At 73.5% G+C, this 16,961-nt stretch carries 17 protein-coding genes; 13 read left to right on the top strand and 4 right to left on the bottom strand.

Annotated features, from left to right (window positions below):
* Positions 1-49: 49 nt before the first annotated feature.
* From GCL84_RS18645 to GCL84_RS18610, 8 genes are all read left to right on the top strand, one after another.
* Entirely contained in the window at positions 50-310 is a 261-nt protein-coding gene (locus GCL84_RS18645; RefSeq protein ID WP_156756791.1) for a hypothetical protein, read from the top strand.
* The gene (locus GCL84_RS18640; protein WP_156756790.1) at positions 307-552 is read left to right on the top strand and encodes a hypothetical protein; all 246 of its coding nucleotides are present in this window, start codon (positions 307-309) and stop codon (positions 550-552) included. Before GCL84_RS18645 ends, GCL84_RS18640 begins: the two co-directional genes overlap by 4 nt.
* Before the next feature lie 37 nt (positions 553-589).
* A complete protein-coding gene (locus tag GCL84_RS18635; RefSeq protein WP_156756789.1) occupies positions 590-3,304 on the top strand; it encodes an FtsK/SpoIIIE domain-containing protein in 2,715 nt (904 codons plus the stop codon).
* On the top strand, positions 3,301-3,672 hold the full coding sequence (locus GCL84_RS18630) for a hypothetical protein (RefSeq protein WP_156756788.1): 372 nt from the start codon (positions 3,301-3,303) through the stop codon (positions 3,670-3,672). Before GCL84_RS18635 ends, GCL84_RS18630 begins: the two co-directional genes overlap by 4 nt.
* Before the next feature lie 277 nt (positions 3,673-3,949).
* The gene (locus GCL84_RS18625; RefSeq protein WP_156756787.1) at positions 3,950-4,795 is read left to right on the top strand and encodes an aldo/keto reductase; all 846 of its coding nucleotides are present in this window, start codon (positions 3,950-3,952) and stop codon (positions 4,793-4,795) included.
* 4 nt (positions 4,796-4,799) lie between these two features.
* Complete coding sequence (locus GCL84_RS18620) at positions 4,800-5,750, top strand: magnesium transporter CorA family protein (protein WP_235926414.1); 951 nt, start codon at positions 4,800-4,802, stop codon at positions 5,748-5,750.
* A 134-nt stretch (positions 5,751-5,884) separates the two neighbouring features.
* Positions 5,885-6,532, top strand: coding sequence for a hypothetical protein (locus GCL84_RS18615; protein ID WP_197523345.1), 648 nt, complete (start codon positions 5,885-5,887; stop codon positions 6,530-6,532).
* Between the two features lie 101 nt (positions 6,533-6,633).
* Entirely contained in the window at positions 6,634-7,224 is a 591-nt protein-coding gene (locus GCL84_RS18610; protein ID WP_156756785.1) for a C39 family peptidase, read from the top strand.
* On the opposite strand, the gene GCL84_RS18605 is transcribed toward GCL84_RS18610, so the two are convergent.
* Positions 7,212-8,321, bottom strand: coding sequence for an ROK family transcriptional regulator (locus GCL84_RS18605; RefSeq protein WP_156756784.1), 1,110 nt, complete (start codon positions 8,319-8,321; stop codon positions 7,212-7,214). The genes GCL84_RS18610 and GCL84_RS18605 overlap by 13 nt on opposite strands.
* 88 nt (positions 8,322-8,409) lie before the next feature.
* On the opposite strand from GCL84_RS18605, the gene xylA reads away from it, so the two are divergent.
* Positions 8,410-9,570 carry a xylose isomerase gene (xylA, locus tag GCL84_RS18600; protein WP_156756783.1) on the top strand — a complete coding sequence of 387 codons (1,161 nt, stop codon included), beginning with the start codon at positions 8,410-8,412 and terminating at the stop codon, positions 9,568-9,570.
* Positions 9,567-10,958 carry a xylulokinase gene (xylB, locus tag GCL84_RS18595; RefSeq protein ID WP_156756782.1) on the top strand — a complete coding sequence of 464 codons (1,392 nt, stop codon included), beginning with the start codon at positions 9,567-9,569 and terminating at the stop codon, positions 10,956-10,958. Before xylA ends, xylB begins: the two co-directional genes overlap by 4 nt.
* A gap of 75 nt (positions 10,959-11,033) precedes the next feature.
* Here the strand turns inward: xylB and GCL84_RS18590 are convergent, their stop codons facing one another.
* On the bottom strand, positions 11,034-11,576 hold the full coding sequence (locus tag GCL84_RS18590; protein WP_156756781.1) for an AAA family ATPase: 543 nt from the start codon (positions 11,574-11,576) through the stop codon (positions 11,034-11,036).
* On the opposite strand from GCL84_RS18590, the gene GCL84_RS18585 reads away from it, so the two are divergent.
* A complete protein-coding gene (locus tag GCL84_RS18585; protein ID WP_156756780.1) occupies positions 11,575-12,723 on the top strand; it encodes an alkaline phosphatase family protein in 1,149 nt (382 codons plus the stop codon). The genes GCL84_RS18590 and GCL84_RS18585 overlap by 2 nt on opposite strands.
* 7 nt (positions 12,724-12,730) lie before the next feature.
* On the opposite strand, the gene GCL84_RS18580 is transcribed toward GCL84_RS18585, so the two are convergent.
* Positions 12,731-12,940: a hypothetical protein gene (locus tag GCL84_RS18580; protein ID WP_156756779.1), complete on the bottom strand. Its 210-nt coding sequence runs from the start codon at positions 12,938-12,940 to the stop codon at positions 12,731-12,733.
* A 339-nt stretch (positions 12,941-13,279) separates the two neighbouring features.
* Here GCL84_RS18580 and GCL84_RS18575 point away from each other — a divergent pair, with 339 nt between their 5' ends.
* Positions 13,280-14,851 (top strand): glycoside hydrolase family 13 protein, encoded by a 1,572-nt coding sequence (locus tag GCL84_RS18575; protein WP_156756778.1) that lies wholly within the window; start codon positions 13,280-13,282, stop codon positions 14,849-14,851.
* A gap of 1 nt (position 14,852) precedes the next feature.
* Positions 14,853-15,890, top strand: coding sequence for a LacI family DNA-binding transcriptional regulator (locus tag GCL84_RS18570; RefSeq protein ID WP_156756777.1), 1,038 nt, complete (start codon positions 14,853-14,855; stop codon positions 15,888-15,890).
* A 48-nt stretch (positions 15,891-15,938) separates the two neighbouring features.
* On the opposite strand, the gene GCL84_RS18565 is transcribed toward GCL84_RS18570, so the two are convergent.
* Positions 15,939-16,961 (bottom strand): ABC transporter ATP-binding protein (locus GCL84_RS18565; protein ID WP_156756776.1); only part of this gene is annotated, 1,023 nt, incomplete at its 5' end.

Here is a 16,961-nt window from a genome sequence, read left to right as displayed (position 1 = left end):
GAGCACCCGGTTCAGCCGATGCCGGTGATCGCCACTAAATTGTCGCGTCATGGCGGGCGTGGAAGAGATCAGGGCCGGGATCCAGTTGTCGAACCGGCAGGCCGAGGCGAGCATCGCCGCGATCAACGAGGCGGCGATGCGCCTCGACGAGGCCCGCAACGCGCTGCTCAACGCCACCCAGGGCAGCAGCCAGGCCGAGGTGTCGCAGTCGCACGGGATGCTGGCGGAGGCGTTGCAGACGCTGCAGGGCGTGCAGTCGACCATCCGGTCGAGCATCGCCTCGGTCGAGGGGTACGCGGCCCGGCTTTGACGATCTCCGGCCTGGCCGAGACCCTGCGCGCGGTCTCGGCGGCGTTGGAGAGCGCACAGGGCACGCTGGCCGGTCCGGCGGCGACCTCGATCGAGCAGGCGGGCGCGACGCTGGCGTCGGTGCGCCGCGACGACGGCTTTCACCCGGTCGAGCTGGACCAGGCCGCGGCGGAACTGGCCAGGGCGGTGGAACTCGTGGCCCGGGCCAGGCAGGCTGTCGACGACTACCGGATGAGGCTCTAGCGCCCTGGCGGGGACGCGGGCCGGTGAGGCGTGGAGCATGGCGAAGGGCGAGCGCAAGCGGCGGGCCGAAGCGGCGCTGGCCGAGCTGCGCAAGGTGCTGGGGCTGGCGCTGGGCGCGGCCCGGGGCGCGCGCGAGCGGGCCGAGACCACCGTGCGCCAACTCGAGTTCGAACGCGACCTGCGGGTCAAGGGCCTGGGCGCGGCGGCGGGCGATCGCGAGCTGGGCGAGCGGATGGCCGACGACCCGGCGCTGCGGCAGGTGTGGGACGAGATCACCGCGCGCCGCGACGCCCGGTACGCACGGTGGCGCACCGACGGCCTGGTCGGGGTGCACCGGCTGGTCAACGACGAGGCGCCCGGCGCGGCCGGTGAGCCCTGGCAGACCTGGCTGGGCCAGGCGGGCGTCGACCCCGGCGTGGTGGTGCCCCGGCTGTGGCGGATCGGGTCGGGGCTGGTGGAGCAGTCCGCCCCGGAGGACGCCTTCCCGCTGGCGGTGCCGCTGCTCGACCACGGGCACCTGCGGGTCAACACCGTGCCGGGCGCGCGGCCCGCGGCGGACGCGATGGTCGAGGCGCTGGTGCTGCGGCTGCTGAGCGCGTTCGCGCCCGGCCTGGTGCGGGTGCACCTGTGGGACGTCGGGCACCTGACGGGTCCGCTGCCCGGGTTGCAGCCGCTGACCACGGCCGGGCTCGTGGTGGTGCACGACCCGACCCGGCTCGACGACCTGCTCGCCCAGCTCGCCGGGCACATCCGCCGCGTGCACGCGGCGGCGCTGCGCGACCAGCAGTCGCTGCGGGAGGCGAGCGCCGCCGCGGGCAGGCGGGTGGAGCCGTGGCGGGTGGCGGTGCTGTTCGGCAACGGCGAGCGGCTGCCCGACGAGCAGTACCAGGAGCTGAACCGGATCGCCCGCACCGGCCCGGAGTCCGGGGTGCACCTGGTGCTGGTGGACATGCCGCTGACGGCCAACAGCCCGGTGGAGACGGTCACCTTCACCGGCCCGGAGGAGGCCACCAGCAGCATGACCGGGCCGGGGGTGGTCGTCACCCCGGACCCGCCGCCGCCCGCGTCCCTGGTGAACCTCGGCGCGACGACGATCGCCGCCGAGGTGCTGGTGCGCCGGGGCGGCCCGCGCCAGTTCGCCGACCTGCTGCCCGACACCCTGGGCACGGCCAGCTCGGTGGACGAGCTGCGCACCCCGGTCGGGTTCCACGAGGGCGACCCGGTGGAGGTCGTGCTCGGCGACGCCACGCCGCACGCGCTGGTGGCCGGGCCCAGCGGGTCGGGCAAGACGAACTTCCTCTACGCCATGCTCGGCGGGCTCGCGGCCAGGTACGCGCCGTCGGAGCTGGAGCTGTACCTGCTCGACTTCAAGGAGGGCGTGTCCTTCGCCGGGCTGACCCCCGGCCGCAAGGACCCGAGCTGGCTGCCGCAGGCGCGGCTGGTCGGGGTGAACGTCAACACCGACCGCGAGTTCGGCCTGGCGCTGCTGCGCTTCCTCACCGAGGAGCTGGCCAGGCGGGCGGAGGCGGCCAAGCGCCAGGAGGTCACCAAGCTCTCCGAGCTGCGCCAGGCCGACCCGGGCGGGCACTGGCCGCGCATCGTCGCGGTGATCGACGAGTTCCAGGCGCTGTTCGCCGGGCGCGACCAGATCACCCAGCAGGCCGCGGCGCTGCTGGAGGACGTGGCCAGGCGCGGCCGGTCGCAGGGCATCCACCTGGTGCTGGCCAGCCAGGACATCGCCGGGATCGAGGCGTTCTGGGGCAAGCCCGCGGTCTACGACCAGTGCACGCTGCGGATCGCGATGCCCAAGGCCAAGCGGGTGCTGGTGGAGGAGAACACCGCCGCGCTGTCGCTGCCGCGCTGGCACGCGGTGGTCAACCACGAGTCCGGCGTGGCGCACGGCAACGAGGTCGCGCACGTGCCGGACTCGTCGAGCCGGGGCACCTTCGACAAGCTGCAGCGCGACCTGTGGGCGCTGCTGAACTCCCCGACGCCGCGGCTGTTCGACGGCGCGCACCAGCCGGAGCTGGCCGGGGCCGCGGACTACGCCGCCCCGCGCGGGGCGGTGCTGGGCCAGGTCATCGAGGTGCACGACCGGTCGGCGGCGTTCCGGATCGAGCCGGTGCCCGGCCGCAACCTGGCGGTCATCGGCACCGCGACCAAGGACGCGCTGGCGGTGCTGGAGAGCGCGGCGCTGTCGCTGGGGCGGGTCTACGGCCCGAGCGAGTGCGAGTTCCAGTTGTGGTGCCCGGTGAAAGCCCTGAACCACCACGCGGAGGCACTGGCGACGCGGTTGCGGGTGGACGGGCACGACGTCGAGGAGCGCTACGGCGAGGACATCGCCGAGCTGACCGAGCCGTCGTCACTGGACCGCAGGCGGTTCGTGTTCTTCTTCGCCGTCGACGCCGCCGCGCACCTGCTCGAGCACAAGCCGGACCCGTTCACCGAGAGCGGCTTCGACCGGCTGCGCGGCCTGCTCAAGAAGGGCCCGTCGGGCAACGTGCACACCTTCGGCTGGTGGCGCGGCATGGGCCGGTTCAAGGAGACGCTCGGCTTCGGCGGCATGGACGACATCGGCGGCTGGGTGGCCCTGGACGTGCAGGGCGGCGAGCTGAACACGCTGGCGGGCGGCCAGATCGTCGACTGGTCCCCGCGACCGCACCGGGCGGTCTTCTTCGACCGCACCACCCACAGCCTGCCCGAGGTGCTGATCCCGTTCGACACCACCACCGCGCTGGAGGTGCGGCCGTGACCGCGATCCCCGACCCGGCCAGCCGCTACAAGGCGTTCCTCGGCCTGGCGCACGAGGCGGCCGAGGGCTTCCGCGAGGAGGAGGCCGCGCGCGCGGCCAAGCTGGGCTCGCGCATCCACGAGGCGGGCCGGGCCGCCGAGTCGGCCCGCAAGTCGGAGAAGGCGGTCACCGAGGAGATCAACGACTGGTGGCGCGAGGTCCACGGCCGGATGAACAAGGCCAAGTGGAGCGGACCGAGCCCGCGCCCCGTCGCCGACCCCGAGGCCGACCCGGACGCCCTGGACGACTACCTGGCCGACATCATGCCCGCCACGGCGGCCTTCGACAGCGCGCTGCGCAAGGCGATCTGGCCGCGCAAGGTGCAGTGACCGCGGACCGGCAGTGACCCCGGGCCGGCAGTGACCGCGGGCCGGCAGTGACCGCGGGCCGGCAGTGACCGCGGACCAGCGGTGTGTCCGGTCCGGCCGGGGGCATCGGCCGGACCGGACACCGCCACCGCCACAGGACTTGGCCACCCAGGTCTACCAGCACGATCCCGCGACAGACCACACAGGACGGCGGATAACCCGGTTCAGGTGACCGCCGGGGAGGGTGTGCGCGGGCGTCGTCCGGCCGCGCAGGCACCGTGGTGGCACGATCAGCGGCATGCAGACACGCACCATCGGCGATTCGGCGGTCAGCGCGATCGGGCTCGGGGCCATGCCCCTGTCGGTCGAGGGGCGCCCCGACCGCGAGCGGGCCGTCGCGACGGTCGTCGCCGCGGTCGAGGCGGGCATCACCCTGATCGACACCGCCGACGCCTACGCGCCGGGCCACGACGACTTCGGCCACAACGAGGAGCTGGTGGCCGAGGCCGTGCGCAGGACGGGCGCGGACGTGCTGATCTCCACCAAGGGCGGGCACACCCGCACCCCGGACGGCGGGTGGGGCCTCGACGGCAGGCCCGAGTACCTGCGCTCGGCCTGCGAGGCCTCGCTCAAGCGCCTCGGGGTCGAGGCCATCGACCTCTACCACTTCCACCGCCCCGACCCGGCGGTGCCGATCGCCGAGTCGGTCGGCGCGCTGGCCGGGCTGCTCGACGCGGGCAAGATCAGGATGGCCGCGGTGTCGAACTTCGACCCGGCCCAGATCCGCGAGGCCAACGAGGTCCTCGGCGGGCGGCTGGCCGCGGTGCAGAACCAGTTCTCCCCCGCCTACCGCGACAGCCAGCCGGAGCTGGAGCTGTGCGCGGAGCTGGGCATCGCCTTCCTGCCGTGGAGCCCGCTCGGCGGCATCGGCAAGGCCGACGACCTCGGTGGCGGGGCGGACCCGTTCCGCTCGGTCGCCCGGGCGCACGGGGTGAGCCCGCAGCGGGTCGCGCTGGCCTGGATGCTGGCCAAGGCGCCGGTCGTGGTGCCGATCCCGGGGTCCTCGCGGCCCGCGAGCATCACCGACTCGGCCGCGGCCGCGGAGCTGGTGCTGACCGCGGACGAGCTGGCGGGCCTGGGCTGAGCGGGTGCGCGGCCGCCTGTACCGGGCGGGTGAGCTGGTCGACGAGGACCTCGGGCTCCGCGGCCTCGCCGACCGGCTCGCCCGCGAGGGCGCCGTGGCCTGGGTCGACCTGCGCGCCCCCGACGACTCCGAGCTGGCCCAGGTCGGCGCGGAGCTCGGCCTGCACCCGTTGGCCCTGGAGGACGCGCGCGAGTCGCGGCAGCGGCCCAAGGTCGACCACTACCGCGACCACCTGTTCCTCACCGTCTACCTGACGCGGCTGGGCGAGAGCGGGCTCGCCAGCCACGAGCTGGGCGTGTTCGTCACCGAACGGGCCATCGTCACCGTGCACGACGGCTTCGACCTCGCCCCGGTCCTGCGCCGCTGGGACGCCGCCGACCCGCCGACCGACCGGGTCGGCGCGCTGCTGCACGGCGTGCTCGACGAGGTCGCCGACAGCCACCTGGCCACCGCGCAGGCCCTCGACGAGGACCTGGAGCAGCTCGAGGACGCGGTGTTCGGCGAGAACGAGCCAGACCAGGACATCCAGCGCCGCGTCCTGGCGCTGCGCCGCACGCTGACCACCCTGCGCCGGGTGCTGCACCCGATGCGCGACGTCATGCTCTCCCTCACCCGCGACAAGACCCTCGACGACGACGAGCTGCGCCCCTACTTCGCCGACGTCAGCGACCACGTCGCGCACGCGGCGGAGATGACCGAGATCCTGCGCGAGCAGCTCACGGCCATCCGCGAGACCCAGCTCAACGTCCAGAGCAACCGCCTGAACCTCATCATGAAGAAGGTGACCGGCTGGGCGGCCATCATCGCCATCCCCACCGCCATCACCGGCTTCTACGGCCAGAACGTCCCCTACCCCGGCCACGACCAACCCTGGGGCGTCTGGTTCTCCACCGCCCTGATCCTGGTCCTGTCCCTCGGCCTCTACACCATGTTCAAACGCCGCGACTGGCTCTGAGGCCAGGTTCCGCCCAGTTGATCACGTGCGAGACCTGGCGCCTGACGACCCGAGGAGTTCGCGGCATGGATCCAGATGCCCTCGACGGACCGGTCCCGGCGGGGAGCCGGCGTGGGCAACCGATCCTCGACCTGGTGGACAAGGCGATCACCATCCAGAGCTCGCTGGTGGGCAAGAACATCGCCAGGGCCCGCCAGCGGAACCCGGAGGCGACGCCGGCACAGGTGATTCGCACCCTGGAGCGGATGTACGTCAGCTCCCTGACCGGCACGGGTGCCGCGGTCGGGGGCGCCGCGGCCGCGCCCGCCGTCGGCACCGGGATCGCACTGGCGCTGTCGGCGGGCGAAGCCTTCACGTCCCTCGAGCTGAGCACGCTCTTCGCGCTCTCGGTCGCCGAGGTCCACGGTGTCCCCCTCGACGAGGTCGAGCGCCGCCGGACGATCGTCCTGGGCATCCTGCTCGGCGAGGCGGGCTCCACCACCATCGGCAAGGTCGCCGAGCGCACCGGGCAGCACTGGGGTCGTCAACTCGTCGCCAAGGTGCCCGTCTCGACGCTGCGCCGGGTGAACAGCGTCCTGGGGAGGAACTTCGTCACGAAGTACGGGGCCAAGCAGGGGATCATCGTCCTAGGCCGGGTGGCGCCGTTCGGCATCGGCGCCGTGATCGGTGGCGGCGCCAACGCCGCTGTCGCGGCGCTGGCCGTGCGGGCCGCCCGTCGCGCGTTCGGCCCGCCCCCGGCGTCGTGGCCGGTGGGCGGGCCCCCGCCCGTGCGCCTGCCCTGACGGGCGGGTTCCTGCCACCGGCCGACACCGGTCACAGGCTATCCATGTACAGCCGTGGTCCGTAAACTTTCCACCGTCCCATCGGACCACGGGAGGTTCCCATGCGCCTGCGCGTCCTTGCCGCGCTCGTCGCCACCCTGTCCCTGCTCACCCCCGCCGTCGCCGCGGCCGAACCCGTGCACGCCCAGAACTGGAGAGTCCTCAACCACGACTACCAGGTCCAGGAGACCGGCTACTGGTGCGGGCCCGCCGCCGTGCGGATCGCGCTGTCCGCGCGCGGCGTCTACCGCACCCAGGGCGACCTCGCCCGCGCGCTGGGCACGACCACCAACGGCACCGACTGGATCGGCCAGGTCACCGGGGTCCTCGCGGGCTCCGTGGGCTGGTACGAGACCAAGGAGATGCCCAACGACCCGCCGACGCCCGGTCAGCGCGACCTGCTGTGGCGCGACATCGTGCTCAACATCAACAACAACTACCCGATCGTGGCGAACATCGTGGCCCCGGCGAACAACCACCCGCCGGGCTACCCGAACTACACGATCTACCACTACTTCACGGTCATCGGCTACAACCCCGACACCTGGCAGGTCTACATCGCCGACCCGGCCAACTTCGGCGGGAACCACCACTACTGGCTCACCTTCGACCAGCTCGCGAGCCTGATCCCACCCAAGGGCTACAGCGCCTGACGGCTGCGCAGCCAGGCGTCCGGGTCGCCGTGGACGTGTGCCACGGCGGCCCGGGCCATCCCGAGCGCGGGGGCCTGCCCGCCCAGCGCCGACGAGCGCACGGACAGCTCGGACCACGGGGCGCCGATCGCGCGGGCGCGCAGCTCCTCGACCAGCGGGGGCACGAGCCACGGCGCCAGCCGCGCGTGGTCGCCGCCCAGCACCACCGTCGGGATGTCCAGCAGGTTCACCAGCGCGGACAACGCCTGGCCCAGCTTGGTCCCCGCCTTCTGCAACGCTGCCAACGCTTTCGCGTCCCCGGCCTCCGCCGCCCGCACGGCGGGCAGGCTGTCCGACCCCGCGAAGGTCTCCAAACACCCCCGTGCCCCACAGGCGCACCGCGGCCCCGCGGGCTCGACGCACACGTGGCCCAACTCCCCCGCGAACCCGTGCACGCCGGTGAGCAGCTCGCCGCCGCGCACGATCCCCGCGCCCACACCGACCTCCCCCGACACCACCACGAAGTCCCGGGGCCCGTCCGGTGACAGCTCCGCCAACGCGGCCGCGTTCGCCTCGTTCGCCACCACCACGGGGAAGCCGGGCACCACAACCTCCACTTCGGACCAGCCCAGGTTCGGCGCGGACAACAGCACCCCCTCGCGGACCAGCCCGGGCACGGCGACACCCACGCCGCCCACGGGCGCGCCGACGCGCACCAGCGACCGCACCACCCCCGCGACCTCCGCCAGCACCACCGCCGCGGGCGCGCCCCGGTTGTCCCGGGCGCGCACCCGCCGCGCGCGCACGCGGCCGAGCGGGTCCACCAGGCAGGCGGTGAGGTGGTCGACGCCGATGGCCACCCCGACGCCGTGCGGGCCCGCGGCCGACAGGCGCAGGCCGACACCGGTCCGGCCCCGGCCGCCGGAGCGCTCCTGCGGGCCGGTCTCCTCGACCAGCCCGCCCGCGACCAGCCGGTCGACCACCGCCGAGACCGTCGCCTTGGCCAGTCCGGTCGCGGCGGCCAGATCAGCGCGCGAGCGGCCCGCGCCCGCGGTGACCCCGGCCAGCACCAGGGCGGTGTTGTGCCTGCGGACGTCGCTCTGGCCGATCGGGCGCACCCGGCCTCCCCAGCCTTGACGGACCCCAGCGGGTCAAATTAAGTTCAACCACTGAACGAATACCAGGAACGACCCGGCGGAGGCAACGGTGCCCAACCCCCCGACACCCGCGGACAGGTTCAGCTTCGGGCTCTGGACCGTCGGCTGGCGCGCCAACGACCCGTTCGGGGACGCGACCCGACCCGCGCTCGACCCGGTCGAGGCCGTGCACCGGCTGGCCGAGCTGGGCGCGTGGGGCGTCACGTTCCACGACGACGACCTGGTCCCGTTCGGTTCCGACGCGGGCGCGCGCGCCCGCCACCTGGGGCGGTTCACCGCCGCCCTGGACGAGACCGGGCTGACCGTGCCGATGGTGACGACGAACCTGTTCACCCACCCGGTGTTCAAGGACGGCGCGTTCACCAGCAACGACCGCGACGTGCGCCGGTTCGCCCTGCGCAAGGCGCTGCGCAACGTCGAGCTGGCCGCCGAGCTGGGCGCCAAGACGTTCGTGCTGTGGGGCGGGCGCGAGGGCTCGGAGACCGACTCCGCAAAGGACTTCCGGGCCGCCTTCGACCGCTACCGCGAGGCCATCGACACCATCGCCGGGCACGTCAAGGCCCAGGGCCACGACCTGCGGCTGGCCCTGGAGCCCAAGCCCAACGAGCCGCGCGGGGACATCCTGCTGCCGACCATCGGGCACGCGCTGGCGTTCATCGGCGAGCTCGAGCACGGCGACGTCGTCGGGGTGAACCCGGAGGTGGGCCACGAGCAGATGGCCGGGCTGAACTTCGTGCACGGCATCGCGCAGGCGCTGTGGGCGGGCAAGCTGTTCCACCTCGACCTCAACGGGCAGAAGGGGCCGCGCTACGACCAGGACATGGTCTTCGGCCACGGCGACCTGCTCTCGGCGTTCTTCCTGGTCGACCTGCTGGAGACCGCGGGCTACGACGGCCCCCGGCACTTCGACTACAAGCCCGCGCGCACCGAGGACGTCACCGGGGTGTGGGCGTCGGCCGCGGCGAACATGCGGATGTACCTGCTGCTGCGGGAGCGCGCGGCGGCCTTCCGGGCCGACCCCGAGGTCCAGGCCGCGCGGGCGGCCTCCGGTGTCGACGACATGCTGGCGCCGACGCTGTCCGCGGGTGAGACGGCCGCGGACCTGCTGGCGGGGGAGGACGTGGACCCGGCCGTCGCCGCCGAGCGCGGCTACGGGTTCGTGGCGCTGGCGCAGTTGGCCACCGAGCACCTGCTGGGCGCGCGCGGATGAGCACCCTGGTCGCGGGGGTCGACTCCTCCACCCAGTCGTGCAAGGTCGTCGTGCGCGACGCCGAGACCGGCGCGGCGGTCCGCTCCGGCTCGGCCCCGCACCCCGAGGGCTCCGAGGTCGACCCCCGGCACTGGTGGTCGGCGCTGACCGGGGCCATCGAGGCCGCGGGCGGGCTCGACGACGTGGTGGCGCTGTCGATCGCCGGGCAGCAGCACGGCATGGTCGCCCTGGACGCGGGCGGCGAGGTCGTGCGGGACGCGCTGCTGTGGAACGACACCCGCTCCGCGCCGTCCGCGCTGGACCTGGTCGACGAGCTGGGCGGCCCGGCGGCGTGGGCGCGGGCGTGCGGCACGGTGCCCACGGCGTCGTTCACCGCGACCAAGCTGCGCTGGCTGCGCGACAACGAGCCGGACAACGCGGCCCGGGTCGCCGCCGTCGCCCTCCCGCACGACTGGCTGACCTGGCGGCTGTCCGGCGCCGAGGGCCTCGACACCCTCACCACCGACCGCAGCGACGCCAGCGGCACCGGCTACTTCGCCCCCCAGACCGGCCGGTACCTGCCCGAGCACCTGGAACTGGCCCTGGGCCACACCGCCTCGGTGCCGCGCGTCGTCGCCCCGGCCGACCAGGCGGGCGCCCACGGCCCAACGCGCCTGGGCGCGGGCATGGGCGACAACGCCGCCGTGGCCCTGGGCGTCGGCGCAGGCCCCGGCGACGTCGTGGTGTCCATCGGCACCTCGGGCACCGTCTTCGCCGTCAGCGAGACCCCGACCGCCGACCCCACCGGCACCATCGCGGGCTTCGCCGACGCCGCGGGCCGCTACCTGCCCCTGGTCTGCACCCTCAACGCCGCCCGGGTCCTCACCGCCACCCGCACCATCCTCGGCGTGACCCTGGACGAACTCAGCGACCTGGCCCTGAGCGCCCCCGCGGGCGCGGGCGGCCTGGTCTTCCTGCCCTACCTGGAAGGCGAGCGCACCCCCAACCGCCCCACGGCCCGCGGCGCCCTGCACGGATTGACCCTGGCCACCAGCACGCCCGCCCACCTGGCCCGCGCGGCGGTGGAAGGCGTCCTCTGCGGCCTGGCCGACGGCCTGGACGCCCTGACGACCGCGGGCGTGGCGGCCAACCGGGTGGTCCTGGTGGGCGGCGGCGCCCGCTCGACCGCCATCCGCACCCTGGCCCCCACCATCCTCGGCAGGCCGGTGGTGGTCCCCACCCCAGCCGAGTACGCCGCGGAGGGCGCCGCCCGCCAAGCGGCCTGGCTCCTCACCGGCGGGGAGGAACCGCCGCTCTGGGCCACCGCACACGCCTCGACCCACGAGGCCCCCTGCGAACCGGCCGTGCGCGCCAGGTACGCGGAGGTAAGGGAATCCACAGTGGATTGACGTCCGCCCGCACCTCGCAGCCCAGGACTGACGGAGATCAAGCGGGGCACCCTCAAGCAGGCACTCCCACGCCCTCTACAGCCGCATACTGCGATCGGACAACGCGATCAGCACCGTCTGCTCCACAGTCATGGTCGACGAGTCGATCCACCGACCGTGGTCGGCGATCTCCTCGCGCATGATCGCATCGAGGAACCCCCAGTCGTCCGCCAACTCCTTGTCCCGCTCGGCGATCCGCCGCGCCGCCACCCCAGGCTCCGGCGCCAACACCACCAACCGCACCGGCAGCCCCTTCAACTGCCGCCGGTAGTAGTCCAGGTGCTCCGCCCGCACCACCACGTCGTCGATCACCGGCACGACCCCGGCCGCGTGGAAGCTGCGGGCCAGCACCGAGGCGTTGCGCGCCCGCAGCAGCAACTGCCGGTCCGCCTCCGCGTCCCCCTCGGGCACCGGCGACCGCGCGCCCGCCACGATCATGCCCTGCACCAGGTCGCACTCGATGTGCGCGCCGCGCGGGAAACGCCCAGCCAGCTCCCTGGCCACGGTCGACTTCCCGCTGCCGGGAATCCCGACGACCAGGTACACCGACGGCGCTGGCGTGGTATCGACATCAACCATGAACCCTTGTCTACCACCCGCCCCCGTGATCCCCCGCTACGGCACGGCCGCGCTGTCCGACGTCACCCCGTCCGCGCTGGCCTCGCTCGGGGTGGCGGGCATGGCCAACCCGCTCGCCATGACACCGGTCCGCGCGGTCTGCCTGCTGCTGGTCGACGGCCTGGGGTGGGAACTGCTCCAGCGGCACCGAGACGTCGCGCCGTTCCTCGCCGCGCTCCCCGGCGGGCCCATCACCGCGGGCTTCCCCGCCACCACCGCGAGCAGCCTGACCGCGATAGGCACCGGCCTGCCCCCGGGCGAGAGCGGCATCGTGGGCATGGCGTTCGCGGTCGGCGGGGAGGTCCTGGACGCCCTGCGGTGGCACCGGCACGGGACGGCGGTCGACCTGCGGGACGCGCTGCGGCCGGAAGACGTCCAGCCCGTGACGACGGCCTTCGAGCGCGCGCGGGCGGCGGGGGTCGACGTCCGGGTGGTGCAGCCCGCCGCGCACACGGCGAGCGGCCTGAGCCGGGCGGCCTTCCGGGGTGGGGCCATGGTCGGTGTCCACGCGGTGGGCGACCTGGTGGAAGGCGCCCGCGCCGCGCTGTGCTCGCCGGGGCAGGTCTTCTGCTACGCCTACCACGCCGACCTCGACTTCCTGGGGCACGTCTACGGGCCGGGCAGCGCCCAGTGGCGGCGCCAGCTCGCCGTCGTCGACCGGATCGCCGCGGGCATCGCCGAGGACCTGCCGCCGGGGGCGCGCCTGCTGGTGACCGCCGACCACGGGATGGTCTCAGCGGGGCACCGCACGGACCTCGACACGACCCCGGACCTGCTCGACGGGGTCGACCTCGTCACCGGCGAACCCCGGGTCCGGCTCGTGCACACCGCACCGGGCGCGCGGGACGACGTCCTGGCGACCTGGCGCTCCCACCTGGGCGAGCACGCGGAGGTCCGCACGCGCGAGGAGGCCGTCGCGGCGGGGTGGTTCGGGCCCAGGGTCTCGCCGCGCGTCGCGGGGCGGATCGGGGACCTGGTGGTCGCCACGACCGGCACCGCGGTGATCACCCGGTCCTCGGTCGAGCCGCTGATGTCCGCGGTCGTGGGGCAGCACGGCTCGTTCACCAGCGCCGAGCAGCTCGTCCCCCTGCTCGGCCACGACGCCTGAGACGGGGTCAGAGGTCGTCGCGGCGCTGGGCGGGCAGCGACCGGGGTGCGCGGCGGCGCAGTTCCTGGACCAGGTCGTCGTTGGCCTCGTGGTTGTTCGCGTCGGCGTTGGCCAGGAAGTAGCGGACCAGGGCCTGGGCGGCGTCCTGCCGGGAGGTGATCGTCGGGCCGTCCGCCGGGTCGACGGCGGCGGGCTCCGGATCCTGCTGGCCGTACATCGGCGTCCCCCTCCCTTTACCGGTCCAGGATTCCCGAACGGACACCGCCCGGGGGTCACGAAAGGATGAACAAGATCACCTGATTTGGTTACATCCTGTTCCATTGACCCGTTGCGCGACGGTAAAGGGACACTATTGGCCTAACTGCGATGTCGCCATTCGACACGCCCAGTCGCGACTGTTGCTCAGCTTGGGCGGCCGGGCACCGCCCGGGCGGCGTCGGACCCCCGAACGGGCACCGGTCTGCGCAGGGCTTGCGCAAGGGCGCTGAAAGCGCTTTCACCGCGTCTGACCCGCTGCTAGCGTCGGCCGGACGCGAGCTCGGGGAAGAGGGGTGCCATGACTGGCGACTGGTGGCGCGACGCGGTCATCTACCAGGTGTACGTGCGCAGCTTCGCCGACAGCGACGGTGACGGGATCGGCGACCTGCCCGGCATCACCGCGCGGCTGCCGCACCTGTCGGGCCTGGGCGTCGACGCCCTGTGGATCACGCCGTTCTACACCTCGCCGATGGCCGACGGCGGCTACGACGTCGCCGACTACCGCGACGTCGACCCGACCCTGGGCACCCTCGACGACGCCCGCGAGCTGGTCGCCCAGGCGCACCGGCAGGGCCTCAAGGTCATCGTCGACATCGTCCCGAACCACACCTCCGCGCGGCACAGGTGGTTCCAGGAGGCGGTCGCCGCCGAGCCGGGCTCCGCCGCGCGCGAGCGCTACGTCTTCCGCGACAGCGGCGAGAACCCGCCCAACGACTGGGAATCGGTGTTCGGCGGCGGCGCGTGGACGCGGCTGCCCGACGGGCAGTGGTACCTGCACCTGTTCGACCCCACGCAGCCCGACCTCAACTGGCACAACCCCGAGGTGCGGGCCGAGTTCCTCGACGTGCTGCGGTTCTGGCTCGACCTGGGCGTCGACGGCTTCCGCATCGACGTCGCGCACGGCATGGTCAAGCAGGACGGCCTGCCCGACGTGGGCGAGACCAGGCAGCACCGGCTGCTCGACACCCGGCCGCTGCCCTACTTCGACCAGGACGGCGTGCACGAGATCTACCGCGACTGGCGCGAGGTCCTCGACTCCTACGAGCCGACCCGGGTCGCGGTGGCCGAGGCGTGGACGTCCACCCCGGAGCGGCTGGCGCGCTACCTGCGCCCGGACGAGCTGCACACGGCCTTCAACTTCCACTTCCTCGCCACCGCGTGGGCGGCCCCGGCGCTGCGCGAGGTCATCGACTCGTCGCTGGCGGCCGTGCGCCCGATCGGCGCCCCCGCGACCTGGGTGCTGTCCAACCACGACGTCCACCGGCACGCGACCCGCTACGGCGGCGGCGCCGAGGGTGTGCGCCGGGCCAGGGCGGCGACGCTGCTGATGCTGGCGCTGCCCGGTTCGGTCTACCTGTACCAGGGCGAGGAGCTGGGCCTGGAGGAGGTGCTCGACCTGCCCGAGGACCTGTTGCAGGACCCGACGTGGGAGCGCTCCGGGCGCACCGACCGCGGCCGCGACGGCTGCCGCGTCCCGATCCCCTGGGGCGCGGGCGGTTCCGCGCTCGGGTTCGGCCCGGACGGGTCGACGCCGTGGCTGCCGCAGCCCGCGGCCTGGGCGGGGCTGTCGGTCGAGGCGCAGACCGGCGCCGAGGGCTCGACCCTGGAGCTGTACCGGGGCGCGCTGGCGATCCGCCGCGAGCACCCGGCGCTGGGCGCCGGGGACACCCTGCGCTGGCAGGACGCCGACGCGCCGCTGCTGTGGTTCAGCCGCACGGCGGGCGGGCGGACCCTGCACTGCGCGGTGAACCTGGGCGCCGAGCCCGCCCGGCTGCCCGCGGGCGCGGTGCTGCTGGCCTCGGGCGAGTACGCCCACGACGGCGCGGACCTGGTGCTGCCGCGGGACACCGCGGTGTGGTGGGAGTCCTGACGTGGCGCAGGGCGCGGGCGCCCGGCTCAGCGACATCGCCGCGCAGGCGGGGGTCAGCGAGGCCACGGTCAGCCGCGTCCTCAACGGCAAGGCGGGCGTGTCCACCACGACCCGCCAGCGGGTGCTGGCCGCGCTGGACACCCTCGGCTACGAACGGCCTGCCCGGCTGCGAACGCGCAGCGCCGGGCTGATCGGGGTGATCACCCCCGAGCTGAGCAACCCGATCTTCCCCGCCTTCGCGCAGGTGATCGAGCAGGTCCTGACCCGCGACGGGTACACGCCGGTGCTGTGCACGCAGAGCCCCGGCGGGTCGACCGAGGACGAGCTGACCGGCACCCTGGTCGACCGGGGCGTCAACGGGATCATCTACGTCTCCGGCCTGCACGCGGACTCGACCGCGGACATGGACCGGTACGTGCGGCTCGCGGGCCGGGGCGTGCCGTTCGTGATGATCAACGGCTACACCGAGAAGGTGTCCGCCCCGTTCGTCTCCGCCGACGACCGCTCGGCCATGCGGCTGGCGGTGCAGCACCTGGTGGAGCTGGGGCACGAGCGGATCGGCCTCGCCGTGGGCCCGCGCCGCTACGTCCCCGTCGTGCGCAAGATCGAGGGTTTCGTCCAGCACCTGCGCACCGCGCTGCCGTTGTCGGTCGAGCAGGCAGAGGGCTTCATCCAGCACTCGCTGTTCACCGTCGAGGGTGGACAGGCCGCGGCGGGCGCCCTCATCGACCGCGGCTGCACCGCCATCGTCTGCGGCAGCGACCTGATGGCCTTCGGCGCCATCCGCGCCGCCCGCCAGCGCGGCCTGACCGTCCCCCGGGACATCTCCGTCGTCGGCTTCGACGACTCCCCGCTCATCGTCTTCGCCGACCCGCCGCTCACCACGCTGCGCCAGCCGGTGGACGCGATGGGCCAGGCGGCGGTCAACGCGCTGCTGGAGGAGGTCACCGGCAACCCCGCGCCGCACGCGGAGTACGTGTTCATGCCGGAGCTGGTCGTGCGCGGTTCGACAGCCGCGGCGGGCGGTGCCAGGGCTTGAGGGTCGCACGCCCCCGCGAGGCTCGAGTTCGCGGGGGCGTCCGGTCTGTCACGCCAGGCGTTCGCCGGTCTGGGGGTGGAAGACGTGCAGTTCGGCGGCGTCGCGGATGGCCACGGTGACGGTCTGCGCCAGCGCGGGCGGGGTCCGGCCGTCGACGCGCATGACCAGGCGCTGGTCGGAGTCCCGCACCGAACCGTGCACCAGCGCGTCGGCGCCCAACTCCTCGACCAGTTCCACGACCAGCTCGAACGCGTTCTCGGTGCCCGAGGGCGACAAGGCGAGCGATTCCGGCCGGACGCCGACAGTGACCCGGTCGGTGCCCGCCTTCGCGACAGCGGCGGCGGATTCGCGCGGCAGCGCGACATCGAGGCCGCCGAGGCTGACCCCGTCGGCGCGCACGGGGACCTCGACGAGGTTCATCGCGGGCGAGCCGATGAACCCCGCCACGAACGCGTTCGCAGGCCGGTCATACAACGCCCGCGGCGTGTCACACTGCTGCAACAACCCATCCTTGAGCACCGCCACCCGATGCCCCATCGTCATCGCCTCAACCTGATCATGCGTCACATAAATCGTCGTCGTACCCAACCGACGCTGCAACGCAGCGATGTTCGCCCGCGTCTCCACCCGCAACTTCGCATCCAAATTCGACAACGGCTCATCCATCAAGAACACCGCCGGATCCCGCACGATCGCCCGCCCCATCGCCACCCGCTGCCGCTGCCCACCGGAAAGCGCCTTCGGCTTGCGCTCCAAGAACTTCTCCAGATCCAGCAGCCGCGCCGCCTCCAGCACCTTCGCCGCGATCTCCACCTTCGGCAACCCCTGCAACTTCAACGCGAAACCCATGTTCTGAGCAACAGTCATGTGCGGATACAACGCATACGACTGGAACACCATCGCGATATCCCGCCCCTTCGGCGGCACATTCGTCACATCCCGCTCACCAATACGGATCGTGCCCTCGTTGACATCCTCCAACCCAGCGAGCATCCGCAACGCGGTCGACTTACCCGACCCGGACGGACCAACCAGCACGAGAAACTCCCCGTCGGCAACCTCAAGGTCGAG

The organism is Actinokineospora pegani (assembly GCF_009745975.1).
Taxonomy (GTDB): domain Bacteria; phylum Actinomycetota; class Actinomycetes; order Mycobacteriales; family Pseudonocardiaceae; genus Actinokineospora; species Actinokineospora pegani.
This window is presented reverse-complemented; position numbering and strand designations above follow the sequence as displayed.